The following is a 25,608-nucleotide window of genomic DNA, read 5'->3' on the forward strand; positions in this document are numbered from 1 at the left end:
GGATTCATGCCGTACGACGTCGAGAAGCCGGACGAGCAGTGGCGCGCGGAGCTGGCTCCGGCCGAGTACGCCGTCCTGCGCCAGGCCGGCACCGAGCCCGCCTTCACCGGTGAGTACACCGACACCAAGACCGAGGGCGTCTACTCCTGCCGCGCCTGCGGTGCGGACCTGTTCACGTCCACCACCAAGTTCGAGTCGCACTGCGGCTGGCCGTCCTTCTTCGACCCGAAGGACACCGACGCGGTCGAGTTGATCGAGGACCGGTCCCACGGCATGGTGCGCACCGAGGTGCGGTGCGCACGGTGCGGTTCGCACCTCGGGCACGTGTTCAAGGGTGAGGGGTATCCGACCCCCACGGACCAGCGGTACTGCATCAACAGCATCGCGCTGCGGCTGGCGCCCGCGGAGGGCTGAACCCGCGGTTCAGGGCGCGGCGGCCGGGAGCGTCACGGTGAACACCGTCGTGCCCGGCTCGCCGCCCAGCTCGATCGTCCCGCCGTGCGCCCGCACCAGCGAACCGGCCACGGCGAGGCCCAGTCCGCTGCCCCCGCGGTCGCGGCTGCGGGCCTTGTCGACGCGGTAGAAGCGGTCGAAGACCCTTTCCCGGTCGGCGGCCGGGATGCCCGGCCCCGTGTCGGCGACCGCCACCCGGACCGCGTCGGCCGTCACGGCCACGGCGACCGAGACCTTCGTGCCCGCCGGGGTGTGCACGGCCGCGTTGGTCAGCAGGTTGTCGAGCACCTGCCGGATCCGCCGCGGGTCCAGACGCAGCTTCACCACCGCGGGACCGGCCGTCACCGCCAGCGGGTGCTCCGGGTGACCGGCGCGGAAGGCGTCGGCCGCCTGCCGTACCAGTTCCGTCAGATCCGCGTCCTCCCAGCGCAGCGGCGCTTCCACCTCGGCCGCGTCCAGCCGGGCGAGCAGCAGCAGGTCGTCCAGGAGCACACCCATCCGGGCCGCCTCGGCGCGCAGACGGGCCAGATGCCGCTCCCGTTCCCCGGGCGCGTCGGCCGCCGCGTACTGGAACAGGTCTGCGTAGCCGCGTACGGACATCAGCGGGGTGCGCAGCTCGTGCGAGGCGTCCGCGACGAACCGGCGCAGCCGCTGTTCGGCCTCGGCGCGCACCGCCAGCGAGTCGTCGATGTGCTCCAGCATCGTGTTGAACGCGGTCCGCAGCTCCGCCACCTCCTGGCCGCCGTCCCGCCCGGCCACGCGCAGCGGCAGCCGGGCGGCCGACTCGGTCAGGTTGTGCGACGCGATGCCGTGCGCCGTGCTCGCCATGTCGCTCAGCGGTTTCAGCCCGCGCCGGAGCATCCGCCGCCCGAGCACCACCAGGGCCAGTAGCGCGAGGCCGAAGGCGATGACCTGCACCGTGATCAGCTGTTCCACGGTGTCCTCGACGTCCCCCATGGGCGCGGCGCTCACCAGCACCACTCCGGGCTCCACCTCGCAGGCCCGCAGCAGGTAGGGGCCGTGCCCGTCGATCCGCACGGTGCGGGTGAGGTCCTCGTCGGAGCGGGCCATGGTCTGCGCGAGGGCGGTCAGCGCACGGCTGTCGGCCGGCACCTCGGCGGGCGTGCGCAGGTCCGCCGAGGCACCGGAGACGTCGTAGACGGCCGTGTACCAGCCGTAGTACGGCTTGCGCCGCACCGTGCCGTGCTCCGCCGCGTCCTTGGACTGCACGACCTGCACCAGCTTCATCTGGTCGGCGAGCTGCCGCTCCAGATAGTCCCGCATGTACGCGGTCAGCACCGTGCCGACCACGGCGAACACCACCAGCGACAGCACCCCGAGGCCCAGCGCCAGCCGGGTCCCGAGCCGCAGCCCGCGGTAGGCGTGCCACCACCGTCGTATCACCGGGCCGCCTGCCGGATCACGTACCCGAAGCCCCGCACCGTCCGGATCAGTGGCTCACCGGACTCGTCCGTGTCGTCCGTGTCGTCGAGCTTGCGGCGCAGTCGGCTGACGACCAGCTCCACGACGTTGGACCGGCCGCCGAAGCCGTACTCCCACACGTGGTCGAGGATCTGCGCCTTGGTCAGCACGGTCGGTGACTTGCGCATCAGATAGCGCAGCACCTCGTACTCGGTCGGCGTCAGCGCCACCCGCCGCTCGCCCCGGCGCACCTCACGGGTGTCCTCGTCCATCGTCAGGTCCGCCACCCGCAGCACCGACCGCTGGAAACCGGGCCCCGCGCTGCGCCGCAGCACGGTCCGCAGCCGGGCCATCAGCTCCTCCACCGCGAACGGCTTGACCAGGTAGTCGTCTCCGCCCCGGGTCAGCCCCGCCACCCGGTCGGCCACGCCGTCGCGCGCGGTGAGGAACACCACCGGCACCATCGTGCCCGAGCGGCGCAACCGCTCCAGGACGCCGAAGCCGTCGACGTCCGGCAGCATCAGGTCCAGCACCACGATGTCCGGCCGGAAGCCACCGGCCAGCCGCAGCGCCTGCTCGCCGGAGTTGGCGGTGACCGCCTCCCAGCCCTCGTAGCGGGCGACGGTGGCCACGAGGTCGGCGATGGGCGGGTCGTCGTCCACCACGAGGAGTCGTACTTTTTCCACCCGCTCATACTGCGCCACCGGCCGCCCGCACCCCAGAGGGCGGGGGCCGCCGTACCGTGATCGATAAGTACTGGAAAGTCGCCCGACAGGTAAACGACAGGTCGGGCGGGTGAAGCTCGATGCCGTGACCACAGTCCCGAGCGCCCCCCACCCGCCTTCACCGCCCTGTACCGCACCCGCCCGGACACGCTGCTGATCGCCGGCGGCGTCGGCATCACCCCGGTCCGGGCCCTGCTGGAGGAACTGCCCGGCCGGGCGGTCCTCGTGCACCGGGTGGCCACCGACCGCGACGCCGTCCTCTACGACGAGCTGCGCGACCTCGCCCACGCCAAGGGAGCCGAACTGCACCTGGTCACCGGACCGGCCGTCCCCGACCGACTGGGCCCCCGCGACCTCGCCGCGCTCGTCCCCGACATCGCCGAACGGGACGTCCACGTCTGCGGGCCGCCCGGCATGACCAGCGCGGTCCTCCGCACCCTGCGCGAACTGGGCGTGCCCGGGCCGGGTCGCCACGGCGGCGTTCGCGGTGGGTGCCGAGGGCGTCGCGTGGGCCGCGGCGCGCGAGGGGTGCGAGGTGTTCGCCGTGGACGCGGAGCGCCGGGTGCTGCGCACGGCGGGGCTGCCCGTGGCGGCCTGGGGCGGGGTCTCACACGGTCACCACGGGTCCGCGACATCGGACGTCTAGACTCTTCCGGCAACGACCCGTAGCGACCTGGCCAGAACTTTCCGCCCCACCGAAGGGTATTCGGCGTTTTGATACGGATGGAATCAGTCACCAAGCGGTACCCGGACGGCACCGTGGCGGTCGACAGGCTGTCGCTGGAGATACCGGATCGCTCGATCACGGTCCTCGTCGGGCCGTCCGGCTGTGGCAAGACGACGACCCTGCGGATGATCAACCGAATGGTCGAGCCCACCGAGGGCACCATCCTCCTCGACGGCGCGGACCTCCAGCAGCAGCCGGTCACCACGCTGCGCCGGTCGATGGGATACGTCATCCAGAACGCCGGGCTCTTCCAGCACCGGACGATCATCGACAACATAGCCACCGTTCCCCGCATGATCGGCTGGGGCAAACAGGCGTCCCGCGAACGCGCGGTGGAGCTGATGGAGCGGGTGGGACTCGACGCCTCACTCGGCAAGCGGTACCCGTACCAGCTCTCCGGCGGCCAGCAGCAGCGCGTCGGCGTGGCGCGGGCGCTCGCCGCCGACCCGCCCGTGCTGCTCATGGACGAGCCGTTCTCCGCCGTCGACCCCGTGGTCCGCAAGGGGCTCCAGGACGAACTCCTGCGCATCCAGGAGGAGCTGGGCAAGACCATCGTCTTCGTCACGCACGACATCGACGAGGCCATCAAGCTGGGCACCATGGTCGCCGTGATGCGCACCGGTGGCCGGCTCGCCCAGTTCGCGCCCCCCGCCGAGCTGCTGTCGGACCCCGCGGACGACTTCGTCGAGGACTTCCTCGGTGCCGACCGCGGCATCCGGCGGCTGTCCTTCTTCCCGTCGGCCGGTCTGGAGCTGACGAGCGACCGGGTCGTGGGCGTGGACGCCACGGCCGAGCAACTCGCCGCGCCGGACGCTCCCTACCTGCTGGTGACCGACGCGGAGGGCAGGCCGCTGGGCTGGGCCGAACCGCGGGACCTGACCGCCGGGGACATCGCGGTGGAGGGGCTGCTGTCGTACGGGCGGCCGTTCGTGCCCGGCGCCGACTCACTGCGAGCCGCGCTCGACTGCGCCGTACTCTCGCCCACCGGCTGGGCCGTCGCCGTGGACGCCGACGGCCGGGTGACCGGCGTCGTCTCCCAGCAGACCATCGGCGAGGCGATCCGCACCGCCCACGGCGCCGGGGACACCGGCGACGCGCAGATGGGCGACGCGCCGCAGGCGGGGCCCGCCGGTGTCACGAAGGTCGGCCCGTGAACGGCTTCTTCGACATTCCGAGCGACCTCGGCAACACCTATTTCGGCCTGATCGGGCTGCACCTGCGCGAGGCGCTGCTGCCGGTGCTGGCCGGGCTGCTGCTCGCGCTGCCCATCGCCCAGCTCTGTGTGCTCTTCCGCTGGCTGTACCCGCCCGTGCTCGGCGTGACCACCGTGTTCTACGCCATCCCGTCACTGGCCGTCTTCGTCGTCCTCATCGACTACACCGGCCAGACCGAGCTGACCGTGATGATCCCGCTGGCCGTGTACAGCCTGGTGGTGCTCGTTCCGGCGATCGTCGACGGCGTGCGGTCGGTGCCCGAGGAGACCCTGGCCGCGTCCACCGCGATGGGCTTCGGGCCCGTACGGCGCTATCTCGAGGTGCAGTTGCCGATCGCCGTGCCCGCGATCTTCGCCGGGCTCCGGGTGGCCGTGTCGGCGAGCATCTCCCTGGTCAGCGTCGGTGCCCTCATCGGCAACCAGGGCGCCCTCGGCAACCTGCTCGCCGACGCCCAGAAGTACGGCCGTCCCGAACTCGCGGTGAACTCCGTCCTCACCACCGCCGTACTGGCGATCCTGTGCGACGCGGCGCTCGTGCTGGTCCGCAACCTGTTGACGCCCTGGATGCCGCGCGGCAAGGGCAGGCGCCCGAAGGAGGCCGCCGTGCGGCAGGAGCGGTCCGAGCCGGAGAGAGCGGAGTCGCCCAGGACGCCGGAGGAGGCGGTCGCCCGGTGAACGTTCTCCACTTCGTCAACGCCTTCTTCAGCGACGGTGCCCAGTGGCACGGCTACGACGGAATCCCGCAGCGCCTGCTGGAACACGTCCAGTACACGCTGATGGCCCTCGGGCTCGCCGCCGCGATCGGCCTGCCCCTCGGGCTGCTCACCGGGCACACCGGACGCGGCGGCAACGCCGTCGCCTTCGTCGCCACCGCCGCCCGCGCGCTGCCCAGCTTCGGTCTGCTGGTGCTGATCGCCGTCGTGGTCGGTATCGGCCTGCTGCCCGTGATGGTCCCGCTGGTCGTACTCGCGGTCCCGCCGATCCTGGTGACCACCTACGAGGCGGTCCGCTCGGTCGACCCCTCCCCGGTGGACGCCGCGCGCGGCATGGGCATGCACGAGTCGAGCATCCTCCTGCGGGTCGAACTGCCCGTCGCCCTGCCGCTGGTCCTCAGCGGTCTGCGTTCGGCGGCCATCCAGGTCGTGTCGACGGCGACCATCGCCGCGTACGTCAGTCTCGGCGGGATCGGCCGGTACATCATCGACGGGCTCTACCAGCGCGATTACGAGAAGGTGGTCGGCGGTGCCACCCTGGTGGCGCTCCTGGCGCTCGTCACGCTCGCCGTGTTCTGGGCGGCGGAACGGCTGGCCGTGTCGCCGGGGGTGCGCAGGCGCTGACGCCGGAACATGACCTCGAACGCGGTATCGAACGCCGTTGTGAAAGAAACCGTAACCAGGCCGTTCTTGACTGACCGACAAGTGGCTCGTTTGGATCGATGGATGACTTCTACCGCGAAGAGCAGCAGGTCCAGGACGAGGCACACCGGCGCGGCGGCCGTCGCGCTCACCGCCGCGGCGGCGCTGCTCGCGGGCTGTTCCTCCTCCGACGACACCTCCGACAACCCCCTCGCCGGGGAGAAGGCGGAGGCCGGCACCGTCGTCGTCGGCTCGAACAACTTCGCCGAGAGCACCCTTCTCGCCGACATCTACGGCGAGGCGCTCAAGGCCAAGGGCCTCAAGGTCACTTACAAGCACAACATCGGCAGCCGCGAGACGACGTACGGCCTGATGAAGAACGGCTCGGTCACGGTGCTGCCGGAGTACAACGGCGCGCTGCTGGCCTACCTTGACCCGGACGCGGAGCAGAAGTCCACCGAGGCGGTCAACACCGCGGCCAAGGCCCAGCTCGACAAGAAGCTGACGCTGCTGGAGTCGTCGCCGGCCGAGAACAAGGACTCGGTCAGCGTCAACGCCGAGACCGCCAGGAAGCACGGGCTCACGGCCGAGTCGACCCTCGCCGACCTCAAGGACATCGCGCCGGACCTGGTGATCGGCGGTTCGCCCGAGTTCCAGACCCGGCAGCAGGGGCTGAAGGGCCTGGAGTCCGTGTACGGGCTGAAGTTCAAGTCCTTCAAGGCGCTCGACGCGGGCGGTCCGCTGACCCAGTCGGCGCTGACGAAGAACACCGTGCAGGCGGCGGACGTCTTCACCACCGACCCGACCATCATCAAGGAGAAGTTCGTCGTCCTGAAGGACCCGGAGAACCTCTTCGGATACGCGAACGTGACACCGCTGGTCCACAAGGAAGGGCTTTCCCAGGAGGGCGTCGACACACTCAACGCGGTCTCCGCCAAGCTGGACACGGAGACCCTCCTCGACCTGGACGCCCAGGTGCAGCTGGACAAGAAGGACCCGCTGGACGTGGCCAAGGAGTGGCTCGGGTCGGCGGGTCTGGTCTGACCCGCCGTACGCCGGTCACGACGCCGCGGCCCCGGCCGCGGCGTCGATCAGCTGGTCGATCAGGGCGATGAGGACGTCCCGGCAGGAGGCCCGCTCCCGCGCATCGCACAACAGCACCTGCACGTGCTCCGGCAGTGCCAGGGCCTCCCGGATCTCCTCGGCCGGGTACGGGTGCCGTCCGTGGAAGCCGTTGACGCCGACGACGAACGGGATGCCCCGCCGCTCGAAGAAGTCGATGGCCGCGAAGCTCGACTCGGGCCTGCGCACGTCGATCAGGACCACGGCGCCGAGGGCACCGATCGCCAGGTCGTTCCACATGAACCAGAACCGCTGCTGACCGGGCGTACCGAAGAGGTACAGCACCAGTTCCCGGCCGATGCCGATCCGCCCGAAGTCCAGGGCCACGGTCGTGGCCCGCTTCTCCTCGATGCCGGCGAGGTCGTCGACGTCCAGTCCCGCCGCGGTCAGCGGTTCCTCGGTGCGCAGCGGGGCGATCTCGCTGACCGAGCCGACCATGGTGGTCTTGCCGACGCCGAAACCGCCGGCGATCAGTATCTTCACGGCTTCGGGGGCGGCAGCCGGGGGAGCGGGTGCCGTGGGCGCCTCAGCGGCGCGGTCAGAGCCGGCCAAGGCCGTCCCTCACTTTCTGCAGCAGGTCCAGGTCCGGGGTGGCTCGGGAGACCGGGTGCGGAGGCCGGGCGGTGATCCGGTCGGCCTCCAGCAGGTCGCAGAGCAGGATGACGACCACGCTCACCGGCAGGTCCAGGCGGGCCGCGACCTCGGCCACGGCGACGGGCTCGGCGCACACCCGCAGGATCCGCAGATGCTCGGGCTGCGGCCGCGCGGCCCGCGTGGGCTGCGGGTCGATCGCGGTCACCGTGGTGATGAGGGTGAAGTCGGCGCGGCTGGGCCGGGTCCGGCCGCCGGTCAGGGTGAACGGCCGTACGAGCCGGCCGCCCGCGTCGCCTCCGGTCACGTCACTCGCCGGGGCCGGCGGTGGCCCGCGGTGCCGCGCTCAGGTGCTCGCCGATCTTCTTCACCAGCATGTTCATCTGGTACGCCACCACGCCGACGTCGGCGTTCGGGCCGGTGAGCACGACGAGGTGGGCGCCCGCGCCCGCGGAGGTGAGGATCAGGTAGCTGTTGGCCATCTCGATCAGCGCCTGGCGCACGGGGCCGCCGCGGAAGTCCATGCTGACGCCCTTGCTGAGGCTCATCAGGCCGGACGCGGTGGCCGCCAGCCGCTCGGCGTCGTCGCGCAGGAAGCCGGTGGACTTGCTGACGACCAGTCCGTCCTCGGAGAGCACCACCGCCTGGTTGACGTCGGCGACCCGCTCCACGAGTCCGGTGAGCAGTTGGTCCAGCTCGGTGTGCGTGGCGGGGGAGGGTCGGGTCATCGCGGGTCCTTCGTCGGCGGTCGGCGGTCTGCGGTCGGGGTCGAGGGGGCGGCGGAGGAGAGTACCTGCTCGTCGGGTTCGGTGCCGGTGGCGCCCGCTTCGGCGTCATCGGCCTGGGCCCGCAGGGTGCCGCTGCGGAAACCGGCGAGGGACGAGGCGGCGCGCTCGGCGGTGAAGTCGCCGTCGTCGTCGGACGTGCCCTCCGGTCCGTCCCGGCCGGTCACGGCGTCCTCGCCGCGCAGTTCGGCGGCCAGGCTGGTCTGCGGCACCCGGCGGGGCAGCGGGGCCAGGCCGTGCCGCTCGAAAGCGGAGGGGGCGGAGGGGGCGGAGGGGGCGGAGGACGCGGAGGAAGCGGAGGACGCGGAGGGGGCGGTGTCGCCGGGCCGGCTCGCGGGTACGGGCCGCACCGGTCGTGCGGGCCGCTTCGCGGGAGCGGGGTCCGCCCCGGACACGGACGACGTCCCAGTCACGGAGGACGCCTCGGGCACGCCGGACGCAGCGGCTTCGGGTGCTTCCGCAGCCGCCGTGCGGTCGGGCCCGTGGGCTGCGTCGAGCGGCTCGCGCACCACGACCTCGTGCGGGATCAGCACGATCGCCGTGGTCCCGCCGTACGGGGAGGAGCGCAGCGTGACGGTGATGCCGTGCCGGTGCGCGAGCCGGGCGACGACGAACATGCCGAGCCGGAGGTCGTCGGCGAGCGCGACCACGTCGAACTGCGGGGGCACCGCCAACTGGGCGTTGAACGAGTCGTAGTCCTCCTCCGACAGGCCGAGCCCGCGGTCCTCGATCTCCACGGCCAGGCCCTTGGCCACCAGCGCCGCCCGCACCCCGACCGGATGAGGGGCGGGGGAGTAGGCGGTCGCGTTGTCGATGAGTTCGGCGAGCAGGTGGATCACGTCGGCCACCGCGGGTGGCGCGAGGGCCACCTCCTCGTCCGTGTGCAGCTCCACCCGCTGGTACTCGGCGACCTCGCCTACGGCGCTGCGCAGGATGTCGACCAGCGCGACGGGTTCGCGCCAGGTGCGCCGGGGCTGCTCGCCGCTGATGATGACGAGGTTCTCCTCGTAGCGGCGCAACTGGCTGGCCGTGGAGTCCAGTTCGTACAGGCCCTTGAGGATCTCCGGGTCGGTGTGCTCGCGCTCCAGCGCGTCCAGCTTGCCGAGCTGCATGTTGACGAGGTTCTGGCTCTGCCGGGCGATGCCGAGGATGACCTTCTGGAAGCCGCGCCGGGTGTCGGCGAGTTCGACGGCGGTGTGCACGGCGGTGCGCTGCGCCGTGTTGAACGCCTGCGCGACCTGCCCGAGTTCGTCCCGCCCGTAGTCCAGCGGCGGGGTCGCCGACTCCACGTCGACCTTCTCACCCCGCTCCAGCCGGGCCACCACGTCGGGCAGCCGTTCCTCGGCCAGGCTCAGGGTGGCCAGCCGCAGACCGCGCAGCCGACGGGACAGTGAGCGGGTGATGCGCCAGGACATGGCGACGCTCAGCACCAGGGCGATCAGACCACCCGCGCTGAGCGAGGCGGCCGTGATCAGCAGCCCGCGTGCCTCGTCGGCGCTGCGGTCGAGCAGCCCGTCCGTCTGCTGCCGGATCAGCGCCGCGTACTGGTCGGAGACCTTGTCCAGGGCGGCGGTCCAGCGATGCCGTGCGTCCGGCAGGTCGATCCGGTCGTCGCCGTCCGCCGCGCGGGCCGCCAGCACCTGGTCCTCGACGGCCCCGAGGGTCTGCCACTCGGGGCTCGCGAGGATCCGCTCGGTCTGCGCCTTCGCGCTGCCGCGCAGGGAGGGGACGATCTGGTCCTGGACGAGCCAGCGCCGGGTGTGGACCAACTGCGCGAACTGCGCCCACTCCTCCTCGTCCATCCGGCCGGACGGCCAGGCCAGGGTGAGCCGGGCGTCCTCCTGGGACACCAGCTCCGCCGCGTGCTCCAGGGCGACCAGCGGTCCGGCCTGCGAGGTGAGGTCGCCGTCGTCGACCTGGGAGAGCTCCTGGAAGGCGTGGATCTGCTCGTCGATGATCGAGGCGTACTGGTCGAGCGCCTGGTCGGAGGTGATGTCGCTGGGGTCGTCCACCTGATTGCGGTAGTACTCCAGGCTGCCCACCGAGCCGAGCACCGAGTAGAGCCGGTCCGAGACGCGGGCGGGCGCGCTCTCGATCGCGTCGGACTGGCCGACGAGCTGGGCGACGGCCTCGTCCGTCTTCTTCCGCTGGGCGTCCAGTTCCGCCCGGTCGCCGCCGGGTTCGGCCAGATGGGCGGCCGAGAGACTGCGCTCCTTCTGCAGCGCGAGCGCCGCCTCGGTGCCCATGGCTCCGGTGTCGCGGTTCAGTTCCGTCTGCGCGCGCAGCCGCAGGCCCTCCGAGAACATCTGGATCGTCGTCACCCCCCACACGGCGGCGAGGGTGACGCCGGGGACGAGGGCCAGGAGGATCAGGGAGAGACGTATGGAGCCGAGGCGGCGCCGGGCACCTGTCCGTGCAGACATCGTCGTCCTAGGCGATCAGTGGGGGAGGGTGGCGGTTGTGCGCGGGCGCCGGCGGCCGCGGTGCCCGGTCACCGGGTGCCCCCGGCGGCGAACTTCGCGACCGCGTCGGCGTTCGTCCGGGTCACGAACGCCGGGCCGGTCAGTACGGGTGCCACTGAGCCACCGCTGACGTTGCCGTTGGTGCGGTACAGCCAGAGCGCGTCCACCGCGAGATATCCCTGGAGGTAGGGCTGCTGGTCCACCGCGAACTGCACGTCCCCGCGCTTGACCGCGGCGACGAGGTCCTCGTCGAGGTCGAAGGTGGCGACATGGGCGCTACTGCCCGCCTCGTCGACCGACTCGACGGCGGTGAGGGCGAACGCCGCGCCGTTCATGACGACCTCGTCGATGCTGGAGTCCTGCCGCAGCCGAGCGGTGACGGCCGCGCCGACCGCCTTCATGTCGGTGCCCTCGACGTAGAGCATCTCGGTCTCGCCCTCGAAGGTCTTCTTCACGCCGGCGCAGCGGGCCTCCAGGGCGACGTTGCCCCGCTCGTGGATGACGCACAGGGCGTGCCGGGCCCGGAGGTCGTTGAGCTTGTCGCCGACGGCCCGGCCGGCGACGCTCTCGTCCTGCCCGAAGTACCCCAGGAGCCCGGTGGACCGCCAGGCGTCGATGCCGGAGTTGAGGCCGACCACGGGGATGCCGGCCGCCTTGGCCTCGGCGACCGGCCCCTTCATCGCCTGCGGTTTGGCCAGGGTCACGGCGATGCCGTCGGCCTTGTCGCGGATCGCGTCCCGCACCAGGTCGGCCTGGTCGGTGGTGTCGGCGTCGCCGGCGTACGTCAGGTCGACGCCGTCCTTGTCGGCCGCGGCCTGGGCGCCCTTGCGCACCCGGTCCCAGAAGGCGTCGCCCTCACCGCCGTGGGTGACCATGACGATCTTCATCCGGTCGGCACCGGACCCGCTCGCGCCGTCCGCGGCCGAGCCGTCCTCCTCCCCGCCGAGGGCGGAGCAGCCGGCCGCCAGCAGGCAGACGGCCGCGGCGAGGGCCGCGGCACGGAGGCGTCCGGGGGAGTGGGTGGGCGGGGGAGATGTACTCATGGGGGTTGGGGCACCTCGCTGTGCGGCCGAGCAGGAGGAACGGGGCGAGGTGGACCGGAGCCGTGTTTCGGTACGCCAACCGGGTGAATCTCGCCTGGCCGGAGCAAATCGTGAGTGACGGCCGGTAGTCAAGTGATCAGCGATCAGGTGCGAGTTGTCGGTGCCGCATCGTGATGAACGGGGCGGGCGAAGCACCGGTGAGGTGTGGTGGAAGCGCGAGTGCGTACGGAAGGCCGGCGTCCGGCCCCGGGCGCGTGCCGGGGCGGACGCCGGTGGTTCGGTGCCGGCCGGGTCCGCCCGCCCGCTGTTCCAGGGGCCGAGGGGCCGAGGGGCCGTACGCCCGGCCCGGGCCTCCTTCCTGCGGCGTCGGCGGTCGCGGCGCGGCTCCTGGTCGGGCCGTCGGCCGGAGACCAGGCAGCTGCCGACGCAACCGAGGAGCAGCCCGACGAGGAACCCGCCCAGGTTGGAGGTGGCCCGTGTGCCCGGGGAGGCCGGGCCGCCGATGAGCGAGCAGAAGAGCCGCTGGGAGGGGTCGACCACCGCACAGCATCATCGCGACCGGCGACTGAGCCGTACGGCGGCCCGGACCGCGCCTCGAAAGGCCGGCCGGGCCGTTGTCGGCGGGGTCGCGAAGAAGGCGGACCTGACGGTGAGTTATCGTGTACAGGGGGTTAATACAGGCGGCACGGCCTGTTGAGTTCCAGCCCAGGAGAGTTCAGCCGATGGCGAGGCAGCTACGCGCCGAACAGACCCGCGCGACGATTCTCGGGGCGGCCGCCGACCTGTTCGACCGTCACGGCTACGAGTCGACCAGCCTGAGCGAGATCGTGGCCCACGCCGGAGTCACCAAGGGCGCCCTGTACTTCCACTTCGCGGCGAAGGAAGACCTCGCCCACGCCATCATGGAGCTCCAGTCCCTGACCTCGCGCGGACTGGCGAAGGAGCTGGACGGCCGGGGCTACACCTCCCTGGAGGCGCTGATGCGCCTCACCTTCGGCATGGCCAGGCTCTGCGAGGAGGGGCCGGTCCTGCGCGCCGGGTTGCGGCTCGCCACCGGGGGCGTGCCGGTACGGCCGCCGCTGCCGCACCCCTTCACCGAGTGGCGGGAGATCGCCTCCTCCCGCCTCGTGGACGCCGTCCGCCAGTCCGACCTGCATCCGGACATCGACGTCGACTCCGTGGCCCACACCCTCGTCTGTTCCATCGTCGGCACCCGCGTCGTGGGCGGCACCCTCGAACCGGCCGCGCGACAGCCCCGCCGCCTGGCCGGGATGTGGCACCTCCTGATCCGCGGCACGGTGCCGGTGACCCGACGCGCCCGCTACCTCACGCTCGCGGCCCGCCTGGAGCGGGAGACGGGCGGGCTCTGACCCGGCGGTAGTGGCCGGCCGGGACGTGGCCGGCTCCTGGCGGGGCGGGGCGCGGTGCGGTTCCCGCCGGGGGGTTCGGCCGGGCCCTGGCGGGGCGCGGTGCGGCTCCCGCCGGAGTGTGTGGCCGGCCCCCGGCCGGGACACGGCCGGGTCCGCCCTCCCGCCCCAGGCCGCGCGATACGGTGAGGCGCATGCCCGACACCCCGCCCGAGCCCGCCCCCGTCATCGTCGGCGACGAGCCCGGGTCCTTCCCCCACGGCGTGCTGGCCGAGCGGCACCCCGCCATCATCCGGCAGGTCCGGGAGGCGTTCCCCTACGGCCCCGAACGGCAACGGGCGCTCGACGCCCTGCTCACGAGTTGCCTGGAGGGTGTGATCGAGCCACTGCCCGCCGGTGCCGACGCCCGCGACCGGGACCGCTGGGCGGACTGGGGAATGGACGCGTACGCCGGCCGCTCCTGGTTCGACGTGCCCTGGCTGTGGGCCGAGAGCCACTTCTACCGCCGGCTCCTCGACGCCGTCGGCCACTTCGCCCCCGGCACCTGGCAGGGCGTCGACCCCTTCCGGCCCGCCAAGCTCGCCGAACTCGACGCGCCGGAGACGGACGAGGAACTCGCCGCGCTCGACGGCCTCGCCGACCTGCCCGCCGACGACCGCACGCGTGCCCTGCTGCACGGCTCGCTCTGGGGCAATCGCGCGGACCTCGGCTTCCGCCTCTCCGACAGCGGTACCGACACCGACGACCGGGTACCCGCCCTGGTCGCGGACGACAGCGACACGCTCTGGTCGCTGCTCCCGCCCGCCGGACGGGGCACGCCCGGCCCGAGGACCTTGTGCCTGGTCGCCGACAACGCCGGCCGTGAACTCGTCCCCGACCTGCTCCTCGTCTCGCACCTACTCGACGAGGGCCGCGTCGACCGGGCGGTCCTGCACCTCAAGCCGTATCCGTACTACGTCTCCGACGCCACGCCCGCCGACCTGCTCGACGCGCTGCGGCGGCTCATCGGGGCGGGTGGCGCGGCGGCCGTCCACGGTGAGCGGCTGTGGACCGCGCTGACCGACGGCCGCGTCACCGTCCGCGCCCACCCCTTCGCCTGCGCCCCGCTGCCGTACGCGGACATGCCCGACGACCTGCGCGGGGAGTTCGCGGCGGCCACGGTCACCGTCCTCAAGGGCGACCTGAACTACCGCCGCCTGGTGGGTGACCGTTGGTGGCCCCCGACCACGTCCTTCGCGGACGCCACCGCCTACTTCCCGGGCCCCGTCGCCGCACTGCGCACCCTGAAGTCCGACGTCGTCACCGGCCTGTCCGCGGACACGGAGGCGGCGCTGGTGGCGAGCGGGGAGCAGCGCTGGCGGACGAGTGGGACGCACGCGCTGATCCAGGTCCGGCGCTGAGCGTCCGCGTCGGGAGGCGGCGAAACCCCGCCCGCGCCCCCGAGAGGACGAGCGGGCGAAAGTTCCCGCGTTCCGCCCGGATTCACGCGATGGTGTGATCATGTCCCAACCCGCGGATGCCCCCGGAGGGCCGTGGGTAGTGCCCGGCCATGACGCAACAGCCCTTCGAACTCCCACACTTCTACATGCCGCATCCCGCGCGGCTGAATCCGCATCTCGACGAGGCCCGCGCCCACTCGGCGACGTGGGCGCGCGAGATGGGCATGCTGGAGGGCTCCGGGGTCTGGGAGCAGTCCGACCTCGACGCTCACGACTACGGCCTGCTCTGCGCCTACACCCACCCCGACTGCGACGGGCCGGCGCTCTCCCTCATCACCGACTGGTACGTGTGGGTCTTCTTCTTCGACGACCACTTCCTGGAGAAGTTCAAACGCAGCCAGGACCGCGTCGGCGGCAAGGCCCACCTGGACCGGCTCCCCCTGTTCATGCCGCTCGACCTCACCACCGACATGCCCGAGCCGGAGAACCCGGTCGAGGCCGGCCTCGCCGACCTCTGGAGGCGCACGGTGCCGGCGATGTCGGCCGACTGGCGCCACCGCTTCGCCGTCGCCACCGAGCACCTGCTCAACGAGTCCCTCTGGGAGCTGTCCAACATCAACGAGGGGCGGATCGCCAACCCCGTCGAGTACATCGAGATGCGCCGCAAGGTGGGCGGTGCCCCCTGGTCGGCCGGGCTGGTGGAGTACGCGACCGCCGAGGTGCCCGCCGCCGTCGCCGGGTCCCGGCCGCTCAGGGTGCTGATGGAGACCTTCTCCGACGCCGTGCACCTGCGCAACGACCTCTTCTCCTACCAGCGGGAGGTCGAGGACGAGGGCGAGCTGAGCAACGGGGTGCTGGTCCTGGAGACCTTCTTCGGCTGCACCACCCAGGAGGCCGCCGAACTGGTCAACGACGTCCTCACCTCCCGGCTGCACCAGTTCGAGCACACCGCGTTCACCGAGGTGCCGGCGGCGGCCCTGGAGAACGGCCTGACCCCGGCCGAGGTCACCGCCGTCGGGCTGTACGCCAAGGGCCTCCAGGACTGGCAGTCCGGCGGCCACGAATGGCACATGCGCTCCAGCCGGTACATGAACAAGGGCGCCCGCCCCACCGCCGGCTGGCAGGCGCTGACCGGCCCCGGCACCTCCGCCGCGGACGTCGGCGCGCTGCTCGCCGCGGCCGGTGCCGAGCGGGCGCGCCCGTACACGTACGTGCCGTACCAGAAGGTCGGGCCCTCGATCATCCCCGACATCCGCATGCCGTACCCGCTGGAGCTGAGCCCGGCCCTCGACGGGGCGCGACGGCACCTGTCAGAGTGGTCGCAGGCGATCGGTATCCTCAGCGAGGGCGTCTGGGACCAGGACAAGCTCGCGAGCTGCGACCTCCCCCTGTGCGCCGCGGGCCTCGACCCGGACGCCACCCAGGAGCAGCTGAACCTCGCCTCCGACTGGCTGGCCTTCGGGACCTACGGCGACGACTACTACCCGCTCGTCTACGGTCACCGGCGCGACCTGGCCGCCGCCCGGCTGACCACGGCCCGGCTGTCGGCCTGCATGCCGCTCGACGCCGAGCCGGTCCCGCCGCCCGTCAACGCCATGGAGCGCTCCCTGATCGACCTGTGGGCACGTACGACGGCCGGCATGACACCCGAGGAGCGACGCCCGCTGAAGGTGGCCGTCGACAAGATGACCGAGGCCTGGGTGTGGGAGCTGGCCAACCAGATCCAGAACCGGGTCCCCGACCCGGTGGACTACCTGGAGATGCGGCGCGCCACCTTCGGCTCCGACCTCACCCTGGGCCTGTGCCGCGCCGGACACGGCCCGGCCGTACCGCCCGAGGTCTACCGCAGCGGTCCGGTCCGCTCCCTGGAGAACGCGGCGATCGACTACGCGTGCCTCCTCAACGACGTCTTCTCCTACCAGAAGGAGATCGAGTACGAGGGCGAGATCCACAACGCGATCCTCGTGGTGCAGAACTTCTTCGGCGTCGACTACCCGGCCGCCCTCGGCGTCGTCCAGGACCTGATCAACCAGCGCATGCGCCAGTTCGAGCACGTCGTCGCGCACGAACTGCCCATCGTCTACGACGACTTCCAGCTGTCGGACGAGGCGCGGGCCGTCATGCAGGGCTATGTGACCGACCTGCAGAACTGGATGGCGGGCATCCTCAACTGGCACCGGGAGGTGCCGCGGTACAAGGCCGAGTACCTGGCCGGGCGCACTCACGGCTTCGTACCGGGCCGGGTCCCGGCCGTTCCCGTTCCGAGGTGCTCCGCGCTGCCCGTGCTCGGCTGACCGTCGGTCAGTCTCACTCGTTCGTGGCTCGTCACGCGCCGGTGCGCCGGGTAGAGCACCTGCCGGAGGCGATCCATGGAACAGACAGCGTTGCGACCCAAGCCGATGCCCGGTCGGGAACCCGGGCCCGGCACCGCGCCCGACGGCGTCCGGCGCCCGCACCCCGGGCGCCGACGCCGGCGGCGGCGGCGGCTCACCACCCTATCGCTCGGGGTGTTCGCCGCGACGGTCCTGCTTCTGGCGGGCGTGGGACTCGGCATGATGGGCGCCACGGTGATCGGCATGAGCAGACTCGCCGAACTGCAACGACAGGCGGGCGCCCCGGGACAGGGAGCGGGGACGCCGACGGACAGCCGGGCCGCCTCGGCGCGACCGTCGGCCGGTGCACTCCCGCCGCCGGCGCCGGCCGCCGCGACCCTCGGTGTGGAGGCCGTGGACGACGAGAAGCCGGGGGCCCTGGTCGTGGGCGTCCACGTGCCCGGCCCCGGGTACGCGGCGGGCCTGGTCAGGGGCGACGTGCTCCTGGCGTTCGGCACGACCCGGGTCGACTCGGCCGCCGACCTCGCCGACGCCGTGTCCCGCGCCCGGCCGGGCAAGGAGGTCAAGGTGACCGTGCGCCACGAGAGCGGCGGCTACCAGCAGCTGACGGCCGTTCCGGGCGTGGTCACCTGACCCGGCTCACCTGATCCGGCTCACCTGATCCGGCTCACCTGATCCGGCTCACCTGACCCGTGTCGCCCGCCCCGCCCCGCCGTCACGCGACGGTACGGAAGTGGCTCGTGAGCCGTCCGGTGTCGTCCAGCACGTGATAGGCCAGCCCGACCGGGGCGTCCCGGTCCGCCGCCTGCTCGCCCTCCCAGGGCAGCCGCAGGGTCCACGTCACCCCGGGGCCGACCGCCAGCGGCCGTCCGGCGAACACCGTGGAGGCGGGCGTGTGTGCGTGTCCCGTGATCAGCCCGGCGATCTCCGGCCGGCGGTCCAGCAGCGCGGCGAGGCGCTCGGGGCGGCCCAACCGGCAGGAGTCGGGCTGGGGGTGGTGCAGAGCCGTCGGCGGGTGGTGGAAGGCGAGCAGGACCGGACGGTCGCCGCCGAGTCCGTCGAGGGTTGCCTCGATCCAGCCGTACGTCTCCTCGTCCAGCTCACCTTCGTCGCTCCCCGGGATGCTGGAGTCGCACATCAGCACCGCACCGCCGTCGAAGACCCGCGCCTCGTTGACCGGCCCGTCCGCGGCGGGCCGCCCCAGCAGGGCCTTGCGGTAGGGACCGCGGCTGTCGTGGTTGCCGGGGCAGGTGAGCACGGGGAACGGTGCGGTGCCGTCGCGCAGCCCCAGGACGCGGGCGGCCTCCTCGTACTGCGCCTCCGTGCCGTGGTCCGCGATGTCCCCGGTCACCAGCAGGGCGTCCACCCGCCCCGGCAGTCCCCAGAGCCGGTCGCGCACCCGTTCGGCGCGCCCGAGCGCCCGAGCGCTCCCGTCCAGGTGCAGATCGCTGATGTGCGCGAGTACGAGCACGGTGCAGTCCCCCTCCGGGTGCCGAAGGGCACCTCGTGTCCGACGTTCGTATCCACCGTCTGTCTCCGACGCCGCTGTCCCCGTCTGCATCCGACGCCGCTGTCCGACGCCTGGGTCTAACGCTTGGACTGTATCCAACCATTAGTGACAGTGGTTGATCAACGCCAATCGGCTCGCGTCGCTCCCTCGCCGGGGGCAGGATGCTGCCCGTAGTCCCTTCACCCCTGTTGCCCCGGGAGGCCCGGATGACCGGCAGCGCGCCCGCTGCTCCCTTCACCGCCGACGACTACCGGGCCCGGATGGAGCGTGCCGCGCGGGCGGCCGCCGACGCCGGACTGGCCGGGCTGCTGGTGGCGCCGGGGCCCGACCTCGTATGGCTCACGGGCTACGCGCCCACCGCGGCCACCGAACGGCTCACCCTGCTGGTCCTCGCCGCCGACCGCGACCCCGTCCTCGTCGTCCCGGCACTGGAGGCCCCCGACGCCGCGAAGGCCGCCGGCGCGCCCGCCCTGACCCTGCGCGACTGGACCGACGGCAAGGACCCCTACGCCGCCACCGCCGCCCTCCTCGACGGCTCCGGACGGTTCGGCATCAGCGACAACGCCTGGGCGATGCACCTGCTGGCCCTCCAGCGGGCGCTGCCCGGCACCTCGTACGCCTCGCTCACCGACGCGCTGCCCATGCTGCGCGCCGTCAAGGACGCGGTGGAGCTGGAACTGCTGGCGGCGGCGGGAGCGGCCGCGGACGCCGCGTTCGAGGAGATCCGGAAGGTGCGCTTCGGCGGACGCCGCGAGTCCGACGTCGCCGCCGACCTCGCCCATCTGCTGCGGCGGTTCGGGCACTCCCAGGTCGACTTCACCATCGTCGCCTCCGGCCCGAACGGCGCCAACCCGCACCACGAGGTCGGCGACCGCGTCATCGAGGACGGCGACATGATCGTCCTCGACTTCGGCGGCCTGAAGGACGGGTACGGCTCCGACACCTCGCGCACCGTCCACGTCGGCGCGCCCACCGACGAGGAGCGACGGGTGCACGACCTCGTCCGCGAGGCGCAGGAGGCGGGCTTCGGGGCCGTGCGGCCCGGCGTCGCCTGCCAGGAGGTCGACCGGGCCGCCCGCGCGGTCATCGCCGGCGCCGGGTACGGGGAGTACTTCATCCACCGCACCGGGCACGGCATCGGCGTCACCACGCACGAGCCGCCGTACATGATCGAGGGCGAGGAGCGGCACCTCGTGCCCGGCATGTGCTTCTCCGTGGAGCCCGGCGTCTATCTGCCCGGCCGTTTCGGGGTACGCATCGAGGACATCGTGACGGTCACCGAGGACGGCGGCCGGCGCCTCAACGACACCACCCGGGAGATGGTCACAGTGGAGTGACCGGCCCAGACGGACCCCACGCCCCGGCAGACCCGGAAGACGACGGCGCGACCATGACCCAGGCACCGACACCCACCGCGGACACCGTCCGCCGACTGGTCCGTTCCCTGCTGGGGGAGAACGCGGAACCCGACGTGCGGCCCGTCGCCGAGGGCGCCGGACCCGCCACCTGGTGGGTCGGCACCCGGCATGTGCTGCGCCTGGCCCCGGACCGCGAGACCGCGGTACGGCGGCGACGCGAACTGCGCCTGCGCGAGCTGGTCCGCCCGTACGTCCCCGTCGCGGTGCCGGCGAGTGTCGCGCACGGCGAGTGGGCGCCGGGCCTGACCTACACGCTGGACGCCAAGGTGCCCGGCGGGTCGGGCGAGGACCACGACGTGTCGGCCCTGGGCGAGGCGGACCTCGCGGCGCTGCTCACCGGGGTGCGCGAGGTGCCGGTCCGCCAGGCCGAGACCCTCGGTGTGCCCCGGGCCGCCCCGCGTTCCCTGGAGACGCTGCGGGAGGCCGCCGAGCGCGCCGCCCGGCGCCTCGCCGAGGCCGACGAGTTCGACCCCGCGAGGCCGGAGCGGCTCACCCGGTCGGCGACGGTCCAGCTGGGCGCCCAGCCCGGCGCGGCGGTCCTGGTCCACCACGGACTGGCCGGCGAGCACCTCGTGGTCGACGCCGACGGCCGGGTGCGCGGTGTCCTCGGCTGGACCGACGCGGTCCTCGGCGACCCGGCCGAGGACATCGCCGGGCTCGCGCTCTCCGTGGGCTCGCCCGCCGCCGTCCGCGCCGCCACCCTCGCCGGTTACGGCGCCCGGCCGTGCCTGCGCGGCCTGTGGCTGGCCCGCTGCGACACCCTCGTCCGCCTCGCCGCCGCCCTCTCCGGCCGGGCCTCCGCGCCGGCGGCCGGGTCACTGCCCCTGCTCAGGACCCGGCTGCGGCGCGCCTGGGAGCCGATCATGCTGGAACGGGTGACGGAGCTGCGCGGGGACGGCACGGACGACGAGCCGTCCTGAGCGCCCGTCACTCCTGTACGAGCACGACGCTCGACTCGCCCGGTACCCGCAGCACCCCGTCCGCCCCCGGCGCCTGCACCGGCTCCCACGCGGCGAGCACGCGCGCGGGGCGGGAGCCCAGCGGGATCGCCGCCGGTTCGGCGCCCAGGTTGACGGCCACCCGGATGTCGCCGCGCCGGAACGCCAGCCAGCGCGCCTCGGCGTCGTACGCCACCCGGGTGTCGGCGAGGTCCGGGTCGGTCAGGTCCGGTTGCCGGCTCCGCAGCGCGATCAGCCGGCGGTACCAGTCCAGTACGCGCGCGTGCGGCTCGCGTTCCGGCTCGGACCAGTCGAGGCAGGACCTTTCGCGCGTCGCCGGGTCCTGCGGGTCGGGCACGTCCTCCTCCTTCCAGCCGTGCGCGGCGAACTCACGCCGCCTGCCGCTCCGTACCGCCTGGGCGAGTTCCGGATCGGTGTGGTCGGTGAAGAACTGCCACGGGGTGCCGGCCGCCCACTCCTCACCCATGAACAGCATCGGTGTGAACGGGGCGGTCAGCGTCAGCGTCGCGGCGCAGGCCGCCAGGCCCGGGGAGACCAGCGCGGCCAAACGGTCCCCCTGGGCGCGGTTGCCGACCTGGTCGTGGGTCTGGCTGTAGCCGGTCAGCCGGTGGGCGGCCACCCGGCCGCGGTCCAGCGCGCGGCCGTGACCGCGGCCCCGGAAACTGGAGTAGGTGCCGTCGTGGAAGTAGCCCCGCGTCAGCGTCTTGGCGAGCGCCGCCAGCGGAACCCGCGCGAAGTCGGCGTAGTAGCCCTGCGACTCCCCGGTGAGCGCGGCGTGCAGGGCGTGGTGGAAGTCGTCGTTCCACTGCGCGTGCACGCCCAGGCCGCCCTCCGCGCGCGGGGTGATGATCCGCGGGTCGTTGAGGTCGGACTCAGCGATCAGGAACAGCGGGCGCTCCAGGTCGGCGGCGAGGCCGTCCACCGCCGTCGACAGTTCCTCCAGGAAGTGGCACGCGCGTGTGTCCACCAGGGCGTGCACCGCGTCCAGCCGCAGTCCGTCGACCCGGTAGTCCCGCAGCCACGCCAGCGCGCTGTCCACCAGATAGGCCCGCACCTCGTCCGAGCCGGGGGCGTCCAGGTTGACGGCGACGCCCCAGGGCGTGTGGTGGGTGTCGGTGAAGTACGGGCCGAAGGCGGGCAGGTAGTTGCCGGACGGGCCCAGGTGGTTGTGCACCACGTCGAGGATCACGCCCAGGCCCAGTTCGTGGGCCCGGTCGACGAACCGTTTCAGCGCCTCGGGCCCGCCGTACGGCTCGTGCACCGCCCACAACGAGACACCCTCGTACCCCCAGCCGTGCCGGCCCGGGAACGGGCACAGCGGCAGCAACTCGACGTGCGTGACGCCCAGTCCGGCCAGGTGGCCGAGCCGCTCGGCGGCGGCGTCGAGCGTGCCCTCGGGCGTGTAGGTGCCCACGTGCAGCTCGTAGAGCACACCGCCGGGCAGCGGCCGCCCGCCCCACTCGGCACGCCACGCGTACCGTCCGTGGTCGACGACCGCGCTGAGCCCGTCCGGTCCGTCCGGCTGCCTGCGCGAACGCGGGTCCGGCAGAACCGGGCCGTCGTCCACCGCGAAGCCGTACCGCGAGCCGTCGCGCGCCTCGGCCCGACCGCACCACCACCCCGGCCGCTCCGGATCGCGTTCCAACGCGCGCGTGACGCCGTCGCACGTCAGCGTCACCTGGCCGGCCTGCGGTGCCCACACCTCGAACTGCACGGACGGTTCCCCTTCGTCTGCTCACCGTGATGTAGCCCGTCCATGGTCCTGCAAAAGTGATCTCTGCGCTGCTGAAAGTCCCCGATTGCGGCGCATGTCGTGCTGCGCTCCGCGGGCGAGGGCGAGGGCGAGGGCGAGGGCGCGGGCGAGGGCGAGGGCGCGGGCGAGGGCGAGGGCGCGGGCGAGGGCGAGGGCGTGCGCGGTGCGCGCGTGGCGGCCGTTTCCCGTTTTCTGGACACTCCGGCCCGGCTGACCGACAATCACCAGCGTGACGTCGTCCTTCGAGTTCAACACGTACCCCGCGCGGTTGTCCGACGCGGAGCGCGACAAGGCGCTGAAGGTGCTCCGGGACGGTGTCGCCATGGGTCGGCTGTCGCACGACACGTTCATCCGCAGGATGGAGCTGGCGCTCGCCGCCCGCCGCCTGGAGGATCTCGCCCTGCTCACCGCCGACCTGCCCACCGAGGGGCGGGTGTCGCGGCTGGTGTTCGGCACCGTCGAGGCGGTGTCCGGGTTCGGCGTACGGCTGCGCAGGGCCTGGCAGGCCGAGCGGCTGCCCAAGCTGCTGCTGCCGCACCCCGGTGCCGGACATCCGCTGCGCATAGGGCGCGACCCGGCGAGCGGGCTGCGCCTGACCCACGAGACGGTCTCCCGCGTGCACGCCGAACTGAGCCGTCAGGGCGGCATGTGGGTGCTGCGCGACCTGGGCTCCGCCAACGGCACCACCGTCAACGGGCGGCGGGTCATCGGCGCGGCCGTCGTCCGCGAGGGTGACCAGATCGGCTTCGGCCAGATGGCCTTCCGCCTCGCGGTGAACTGAGCCGGAGGAAGGGAGGGAGCACAGCTCTGGCCTGGGGTTCACTCGGGGTTGTGCATTTCCGTGCGGTATTCGGCGCGGTGTCCGGTTCAGTGTTCGGTTCGGTGTCCGGGGTGCTGTTCCGTGAGGCAAACCCCGTTGCTTTTCATGGTGTTGACGTACCCGTCGAGTCGTGACTGACTGTGCGTACACCGAGGACGCCAGGTGAACCGTCAGTCCGCATCGTGGAGGTGTGCCCTGCCGCCCCTCCTGCGCTATCCGACCGTGGACGAGCTGGGCGCCCGGGCCGCCGCTCTCGTCGCCCGTCATCCCGGACGCGCACGGCTGCGCCGCGTCGGCACGTCCCGCGCGGGCACCCCGCTGTGGCTGCTGTCCGTCGGCCACGGCAGCCGCCAGGCCCTCGTCGTCGCCGGGCCGCACGCCAACGAACCCGTGGGCGGCGCCACGGTCCTGCGGCTGGCCGAGCGCGCCCTGGCCGACGCCCGGCTCACCGAGGGCGCCGACGCCACCTGGAACCTGCTGCTGTGCGTCGACCCCGACGGGCTGCGCCGCAACGAGGGCTGGCTGTCCGGCCCGTACACCCTCGGCCGCTATGCCCGGAACTTCTTCCGGCCCGGCTTCCTGGAGCAGCCCGAATGGCTGCCCCACGGCCCGGACCACGCCGCGCTCCCGGAGACCCGTACCCTGCTCGCGCTCCAGGACGAACTGCGCCCCTTCCTGCAGTGCTCCCTGCACGGCGTCGACGTCGGCGGCGGCTTCGTCGAGCTGACCCACGACCTGCCGGGCATCGCCCAGCGCATCGCCCACACCGCGGCCAGGCTCGGCATCCCCCGTGAACTCGGCGCCTACGACACCCTGTACTGGCCCGACCTCGGTCCCGCCGTCTACCGCATCCCGCCACCCCGGCGCGGCGACCTCACGGCGGCCATCACCGAGGCCGCCGTCGAGTCGACGTGGTGTCACCCGGGGCGGCACGGCACCGTCACCGCGGTCGTCGAGGCGCCCATGTGGGGCGTCGCCGCCGTGGCGGACGGCTCGTCCCCGGCGGACCGGGACGGGGTACTGCGCTCCGTGAGCCGCACCCTGCGTCACGACACCCGGCGTCTGCACCGCGTCCTGGCCCGGGTCCGGCCGCACCTCGCCACCGTGCCGGAGGCGGCGCACCTCCTCGCGCCGGTCGACGACTACCTGCTGGTCTGCCCCAGGCTCGCCGACGCGTGGGACCCCGACACCGACGACGGATCGGGGCGCTCCCTGCCGCCGATGAGCACCGCCCACCTGGTCGCCCTGCGCCTCGCCGGACGGCGCCTGGCCCTGCGGACCGCGGGGCTGCTGCACCAGCTGGTGACCCGTACCGGAGGCGATCCGGCGGGCGTCCTGCCCGAGCTGGACCGGCTGGTCGACGAAGGCTGCGCCGACTACCGCGACGGCTGCGCGGCCCGCTGGATCCCGGTCGCACGCCAGGTCGAGTACCAGACGCGGGTCGTACTCGCCGCGTTCGAACTGGCCGGGCGGCGCCCCGCCGCGGGCTCCCGTTCGGGTGAGCCGGGCTGGGGTTCAGGGGCCGCGGTGCCGATGCACCGGGAATGACCCACACCATCACGTCCCGAGCGGCCCGGGCCGGCCTCCTGACGGCCGCGACCGCACTCCTCCTCACCTGCGCGGCTCCGGCGCAGGCCACCGCGGCGCAAGAACCGGCGAACGACTGGCTCCTGCTCACGGTCACCCAAGGCGACGCCCAGTCAGGAGCCCGGCCCGGCGCCCCGTCAGGTGTCCCGTCCGGCGCCACACGCGGCGCCCTCCTGCTGTGCGACCCGCCCCAGGGCCACGCCCGCGCGGCCCGCGCCTGCGCGGAACTCGACGCGACGGACGGCCGCATCGCCGACATCCCGCTGCGGGACACCCACTGCCCGATGATCTACGCCCCGGTGACCGCCCACGCGCGCGGGCAGTGGCGGGGACAGCCGGTGGAGTACACGCAGGCCTTCCCCAACCCGTGCGTGATGGCGGCACGGACGGGGTCGGTGTTCGCGTGGGACACGCAGGGGTGAGCGGGACGGGGCGGCGGGCGGGGGTGGCGTCCGGACACCACCCCCCCCCCCCCGGCGCCGTAAAGATGGGGCAGTAGCCCCTGCGCAGACACCCATTCGCAC

The 25,608-nt window shown here is 73.0% G+C and carries 23 protein-coding genes and 1 pseudogene; 15 read left to right on the plus strand and 9 right to left on the minus strand.

Going from position 1 to position 25,608, the window contains the following annotated elements:
- Positions 1-6: 6 nt before the first annotated feature.
- Positions 7-414, plus strand: a complete 408-nt coding sequence (gene msrB / locus ACIQ1J_RS14175; RefSeq protein ID WP_403556981.1) for a peptide-methionine (R)-S-oxide reductase MsrB — start codon at positions 7-9, stop codon at positions 412-414.
- Positions 415-423: 9 nt separating this feature from the next.
- Here the strand turns inward: msrB and ACIQ1J_RS14180 are convergent, their stop codons facing one another.
- On the minus strand, positions 424-1,857 hold the full coding sequence (locus ACIQ1J_RS14180; protein WP_403556982.1) for a sensor histidine kinase: 1,434 nt from the start codon (positions 1,855-1,857) through the stop codon (positions 424-426).
- A complete protein-coding gene (locus tag ACIQ1J_RS14185; RefSeq protein ID WP_403556983.1) occupies positions 1,854-2,561 on the minus strand; it encodes a response regulator transcription factor in 708 nt (235 codons plus the stop codon). Before ACIQ1J_RS14185 ends, ACIQ1J_RS14180 begins: the two co-directional genes overlap by 4 nt.
- Positions 2,562-2,699: 138 nt before the next feature.
- Here ACIQ1J_RS14185 and ACIQ1J_RS14190 point away from each other — a divergent pair.
- The 5 genes and pseudogenes from ACIQ1J_RS14190 to ACIQ1J_RS14210 form a co-directional block, all read left to right on the plus strand.
- Positions 2,700-3,074: pseudogene (locus ACIQ1J_RS14190) on the plus strand (oxidoreductase); the annotation flags it as partial.
- 240 nt (positions 3,075-3,314) lie between these two features.
- Positions 3,315-4,481: an ABC transporter ATP-binding protein gene (locus ACIQ1J_RS14195; protein WP_403556984.1), complete on the plus strand. Its 1,167-nt coding sequence runs from the start codon at positions 3,315-3,317 to the stop codon at positions 4,479-4,481.
- On the plus strand, positions 4,478-5,215 hold the full coding sequence (locus tag ACIQ1J_RS14200) for an ABC transporter permease (RefSeq protein WP_403556985.1): 738 nt from the start codon (positions 4,478-4,480) through the stop codon (positions 5,213-5,215). The genes ACIQ1J_RS14195 and ACIQ1J_RS14200 overlap by 4 nt, the downstream gene beginning before the upstream one ends.
- The gene (locus ACIQ1J_RS14205) at positions 5,212-5,877 is read left to right on the plus strand and encodes an ABC transporter permease (RefSeq protein ID WP_403556986.1); all 666 of its coding nucleotides are present in this window, start codon (positions 5,212-5,214) and stop codon (positions 5,875-5,877) included. Before ACIQ1J_RS14200 ends, ACIQ1J_RS14205 begins: the two co-directional genes overlap by 4 nt.
- Before the next feature lie 102 nt (positions 5,878-5,979).
- The gene (locus tag ACIQ1J_RS14210) at positions 5,980-6,939 is read left to right on the plus strand and encodes an ABC transporter substrate-binding protein (protein WP_403556987.1); all 960 of its coding nucleotides are present in this window, start codon (positions 5,980-5,982) and stop codon (positions 6,937-6,939) included.
- Positions 6,940-6,954: 15 nt separating this feature from the next.
- Here the strand turns inward: ACIQ1J_RS14210 and ACIQ1J_RS14215 are convergent, their stop codons facing one another.
- The 5 genes from ACIQ1J_RS14215 to ACIQ1J_RS14235 form a co-directional block, all read right to left on the minus strand.
- Positions 6,955-7,569: an ATP/GTP-binding protein gene (locus ACIQ1J_RS14215; RefSeq protein WP_210964543.1), complete on the minus strand. Its 615-nt coding sequence runs from the start codon at positions 7,567-7,569 to the stop codon at positions 6,955-6,957.
- Positions 7,556-7,915 (minus strand): DUF742 domain-containing protein, encoded by a 360-nt coding sequence (locus ACIQ1J_RS14220; RefSeq protein ID WP_210964544.1) that lies wholly within the window; start codon positions 7,913-7,915, stop codon positions 7,556-7,558. The genes ACIQ1J_RS14215 and ACIQ1J_RS14220 overlap by 14 nt, the downstream gene beginning before the upstream one ends.
- 1 nt (position 7,916) lies before the next feature.
- Positions 7,917-8,336, minus strand: a complete 420-nt coding sequence (locus ACIQ1J_RS14225) for a roadblock/LC7 domain-containing protein (protein WP_121749797.1) — start codon at positions 8,334-8,336, stop codon at positions 7,917-7,919.
- Entirely contained in the window at positions 8,333-10,816 is a 2,484-nt protein-coding gene (locus tag ACIQ1J_RS14230; RefSeq protein ID WP_403556988.1) for a nitrate- and nitrite sensing domain-containing protein, read from the minus strand. Before ACIQ1J_RS14230 ends, ACIQ1J_RS14225 begins: the two co-directional genes overlap by 4 nt.
- Before the next feature lie 68 nt (positions 10,817-10,884).
- Positions 10,885-11,898, minus strand: coding sequence for a substrate-binding domain-containing protein (locus tag ACIQ1J_RS14235; protein WP_403556989.1), 1,014 nt, complete (start codon positions 11,896-11,898; stop codon positions 10,885-10,887).
- Positions 11,899-12,620: 722 nt separating this feature from the next.
- Between ACIQ1J_RS14235 and ACIQ1J_RS14240 the strand changes: the two genes are divergently transcribed.
- From ACIQ1J_RS14240 to ACIQ1J_RS14255, 4 genes are all read left to right on the plus strand, one after another.
- A complete protein-coding gene (locus ACIQ1J_RS14240) occupies positions 12,621-13,268 on the plus strand; it encodes a ScbR family autoregulator-binding transcription factor (protein ID WP_403556990.1) in 648 nt (215 codons plus the stop codon).
- Positions 13,269-13,459: 191 nt separating this feature from the next.
- Positions 13,460-14,665 carry a damage-control phosphatase ARMT1 family protein gene (locus tag ACIQ1J_RS14245; protein ID WP_403556991.1) on the plus strand — a complete coding sequence of 402 codons (1,206 nt, stop codon included), beginning with the start codon at positions 13,460-13,462 and terminating at the stop codon, positions 14,663-14,665.
- Positions 14,666-14,814: 149 nt separating this feature from the next.
- Positions 14,815-16,998 carry a germacradienol/geosmin synthase Cyc2 gene (gene cyc2, locus ACIQ1J_RS14250; RefSeq protein WP_403556992.1) on the plus strand — a complete coding sequence of 728 codons (2,184 nt, stop codon included), beginning with the start codon at positions 14,815-14,817 and terminating at the stop codon, positions 16,996-16,998.
- Between the two features lie 75 nt (positions 16,999-17,073).
- Positions 17,074-17,670, plus strand: a complete 597-nt coding sequence (locus ACIQ1J_RS14255; RefSeq protein WP_403556993.1) for a PDZ domain-containing protein — start codon at positions 17,074-17,076, stop codon at positions 17,668-17,670.
- An 82-nt stretch (positions 17,671-17,752) separates the two neighbouring features.
- On the opposite strand, the gene ACIQ1J_RS14260 is transcribed toward ACIQ1J_RS14255, so the two are convergent.
- Positions 17,753-18,508: a phosphodiesterase gene (locus ACIQ1J_RS14260; protein ID WP_403556994.1), complete on the minus strand. Its 756-nt coding sequence runs from the start codon at positions 18,506-18,508 to the stop codon at positions 17,753-17,755.
- Positions 18,509-18,753: 245 nt separating this feature from the next.
- Here ACIQ1J_RS14260 and ACIQ1J_RS14265 point away from each other — a divergent pair, with 245 nt between their 5' ends.
- Together ACIQ1J_RS14265 and ACIQ1J_RS14270 are read left to right on the plus strand one after the other, a co-directional pair.
- On the plus strand, positions 18,754-19,884 hold the full coding sequence (locus tag ACIQ1J_RS14265) for an aminopeptidase P family protein (protein WP_403556995.1): 1,131 nt from the start codon (positions 18,754-18,756) through the stop codon (positions 19,882-19,884).
- A 53-nt stretch (positions 19,885-19,937) separates the two neighbouring features.
- Entirely contained in the window at positions 19,938-20,885 is a 948-nt protein-coding gene (locus tag ACIQ1J_RS14270) for an aminoglycoside phosphotransferase family protein (RefSeq protein ID WP_403556996.1), read from the plus strand.
- A gap of 7 nt (positions 20,886-20,892) precedes the next feature.
- Here the strand turns inward: ACIQ1J_RS14270 and treZ are convergent, their stop codons facing one another.
- Entirely contained in the window at positions 20,893-22,638 is a 1,746-nt protein-coding gene (gene treZ, locus ACIQ1J_RS14275; protein WP_403556997.1) for a malto-oligosyltrehalose trehalohydrolase, read from the minus strand.
- 268 nt (positions 22,639-22,906) lie between these two features.
- On the opposite strand from treZ, the gene ACIQ1J_RS14280 reads away from it, so the two are divergent.
- The 3 genes from ACIQ1J_RS14280 (at position 22,907) to ACIQ1J_RS14290 (ending at position 25,506) form a co-directional block, all read left to right on the plus strand.
- Positions 22,907-23,458 carry a DUF1707 and FHA domain-containing protein gene (locus tag ACIQ1J_RS14280; protein ID WP_210964554.1) on the plus strand — a complete coding sequence of 184 codons (552 nt, stop codon included), beginning with the start codon at positions 22,907-22,909 and terminating at the stop codon, positions 23,456-23,458.
- A 261-nt stretch (positions 23,459-23,719) separates the two neighbouring features.
- Entirely contained in the window at positions 23,720-25,045 is a 1,326-nt protein-coding gene (locus ACIQ1J_RS14285) for a M14 family zinc carboxypeptidase (RefSeq protein ID WP_403557196.1), read from the plus strand.
- The gene (locus ACIQ1J_RS14290; RefSeq protein ID WP_403556998.1) at positions 25,042-25,506 is read left to right on the plus strand and encodes an SSI family serine proteinase inhibitor; all 465 of its coding nucleotides are present in this window, start codon (positions 25,042-25,044) and stop codon (positions 25,504-25,506) included. Before ACIQ1J_RS14285 ends, ACIQ1J_RS14290 begins: the two co-directional genes overlap by 4 nt.
- Positions 25,507-25,608: the final 102 nt, after the last annotated feature.

The organism is Streptomyces sp. NPDC097107, from assembly GCF_044762405.1.
Classification (GTDB): Bacteria; Actinomycetota; Actinomycetes; order Streptomycetales; family Streptomycetaceae; genus Streptomyces; species Streptomyces thinghirensis.

What these genes read in the sequence shown, in the direction of transcription:
- msrB (WP_403556981.1), top strand. Translation starts at nt 7, where the DNA reads ATGCCGTACGACGTCGAGAAGCCGGACGAGCAGTGGCGCGCGGAGCTG.
- ACIQ1J_RS14210 (WP_403556987.1), top strand. Translation starts at nt 5,980, where the DNA reads ATGACTTCTACCGCGAAGAGCAGCAGGTCCAGGACGAGGCACACCGGC.
- ACIQ1J_RS14225 (WP_121749797.1), bottom strand. Translation starts at nt 8,336, where the DNA reads ATGACCCGACCCTCCCCCGCCACGCACACCGAGCTGGACCAACTGCTC.
- ACIQ1J_RS14230 (WP_403556988.1), bottom strand. Translation starts at nt 10,816, where the DNA reads ATGTCTGCACGGACAGGTGCCCGGCGCCGCCTCGGCTCCATACGTCTC.
- ACIQ1J_RS14235 (WP_403556989.1), bottom strand. Translation starts at nt 11,898, where the DNA reads ATGAGTACATCTCCCCCGCCCACCCACTCCCCCGGACGCCTCCGTGCC.
- ACIQ1J_RS14240 (WP_403556990.1), top strand. Translation starts at nt 12,621, where the DNA reads ATGGCGAGGCAGCTACGCGCCGAACAGACCCGCGCGACGATTCTCGGG.
- ACIQ1J_RS14245 (WP_403556991.1), top strand. Translation starts at nt 13,460, where the DNA reads ATGCCCGACACCCCGCCCGAGCCCGCCCCCGTCATCGTCGGCGACGAG.
- cyc2 (WP_403556992.1), top strand. Translation starts at nt 14,815, where the DNA reads ATGACGCAACAGCCCTTCGAACTCCCACACTTCTACATGCCGCATCCC.
- ACIQ1J_RS14255 (WP_403556993.1), top strand. Translation starts at nt 17,074, where the DNA reads ATGGAACAGACAGCGTTGCGACCCAAGCCGATGCCCGGTCGGGAACCC.
- ACIQ1J_RS14265 (WP_403556995.1), top strand. Translation starts at nt 18,754, where the DNA reads ATGACCGGCAGCGCGCCCGCTGCTCCCTTCACCGCCGACGACTACCGG.
- ACIQ1J_RS14270 (WP_403556996.1), top strand. Translation starts at nt 19,938, where the DNA reads ATGACCCAGGCACCGACACCCACCGCGGACACCGTCCGCCGACTGGTC.
- ACIQ1J_RS14290 (WP_403556998.1), top strand. Translation starts at nt 25,042, where the DNA reads ATGACCCACACCATCACGTCCCGAGCGGCCCGGGCCGGCCTCCTGACG.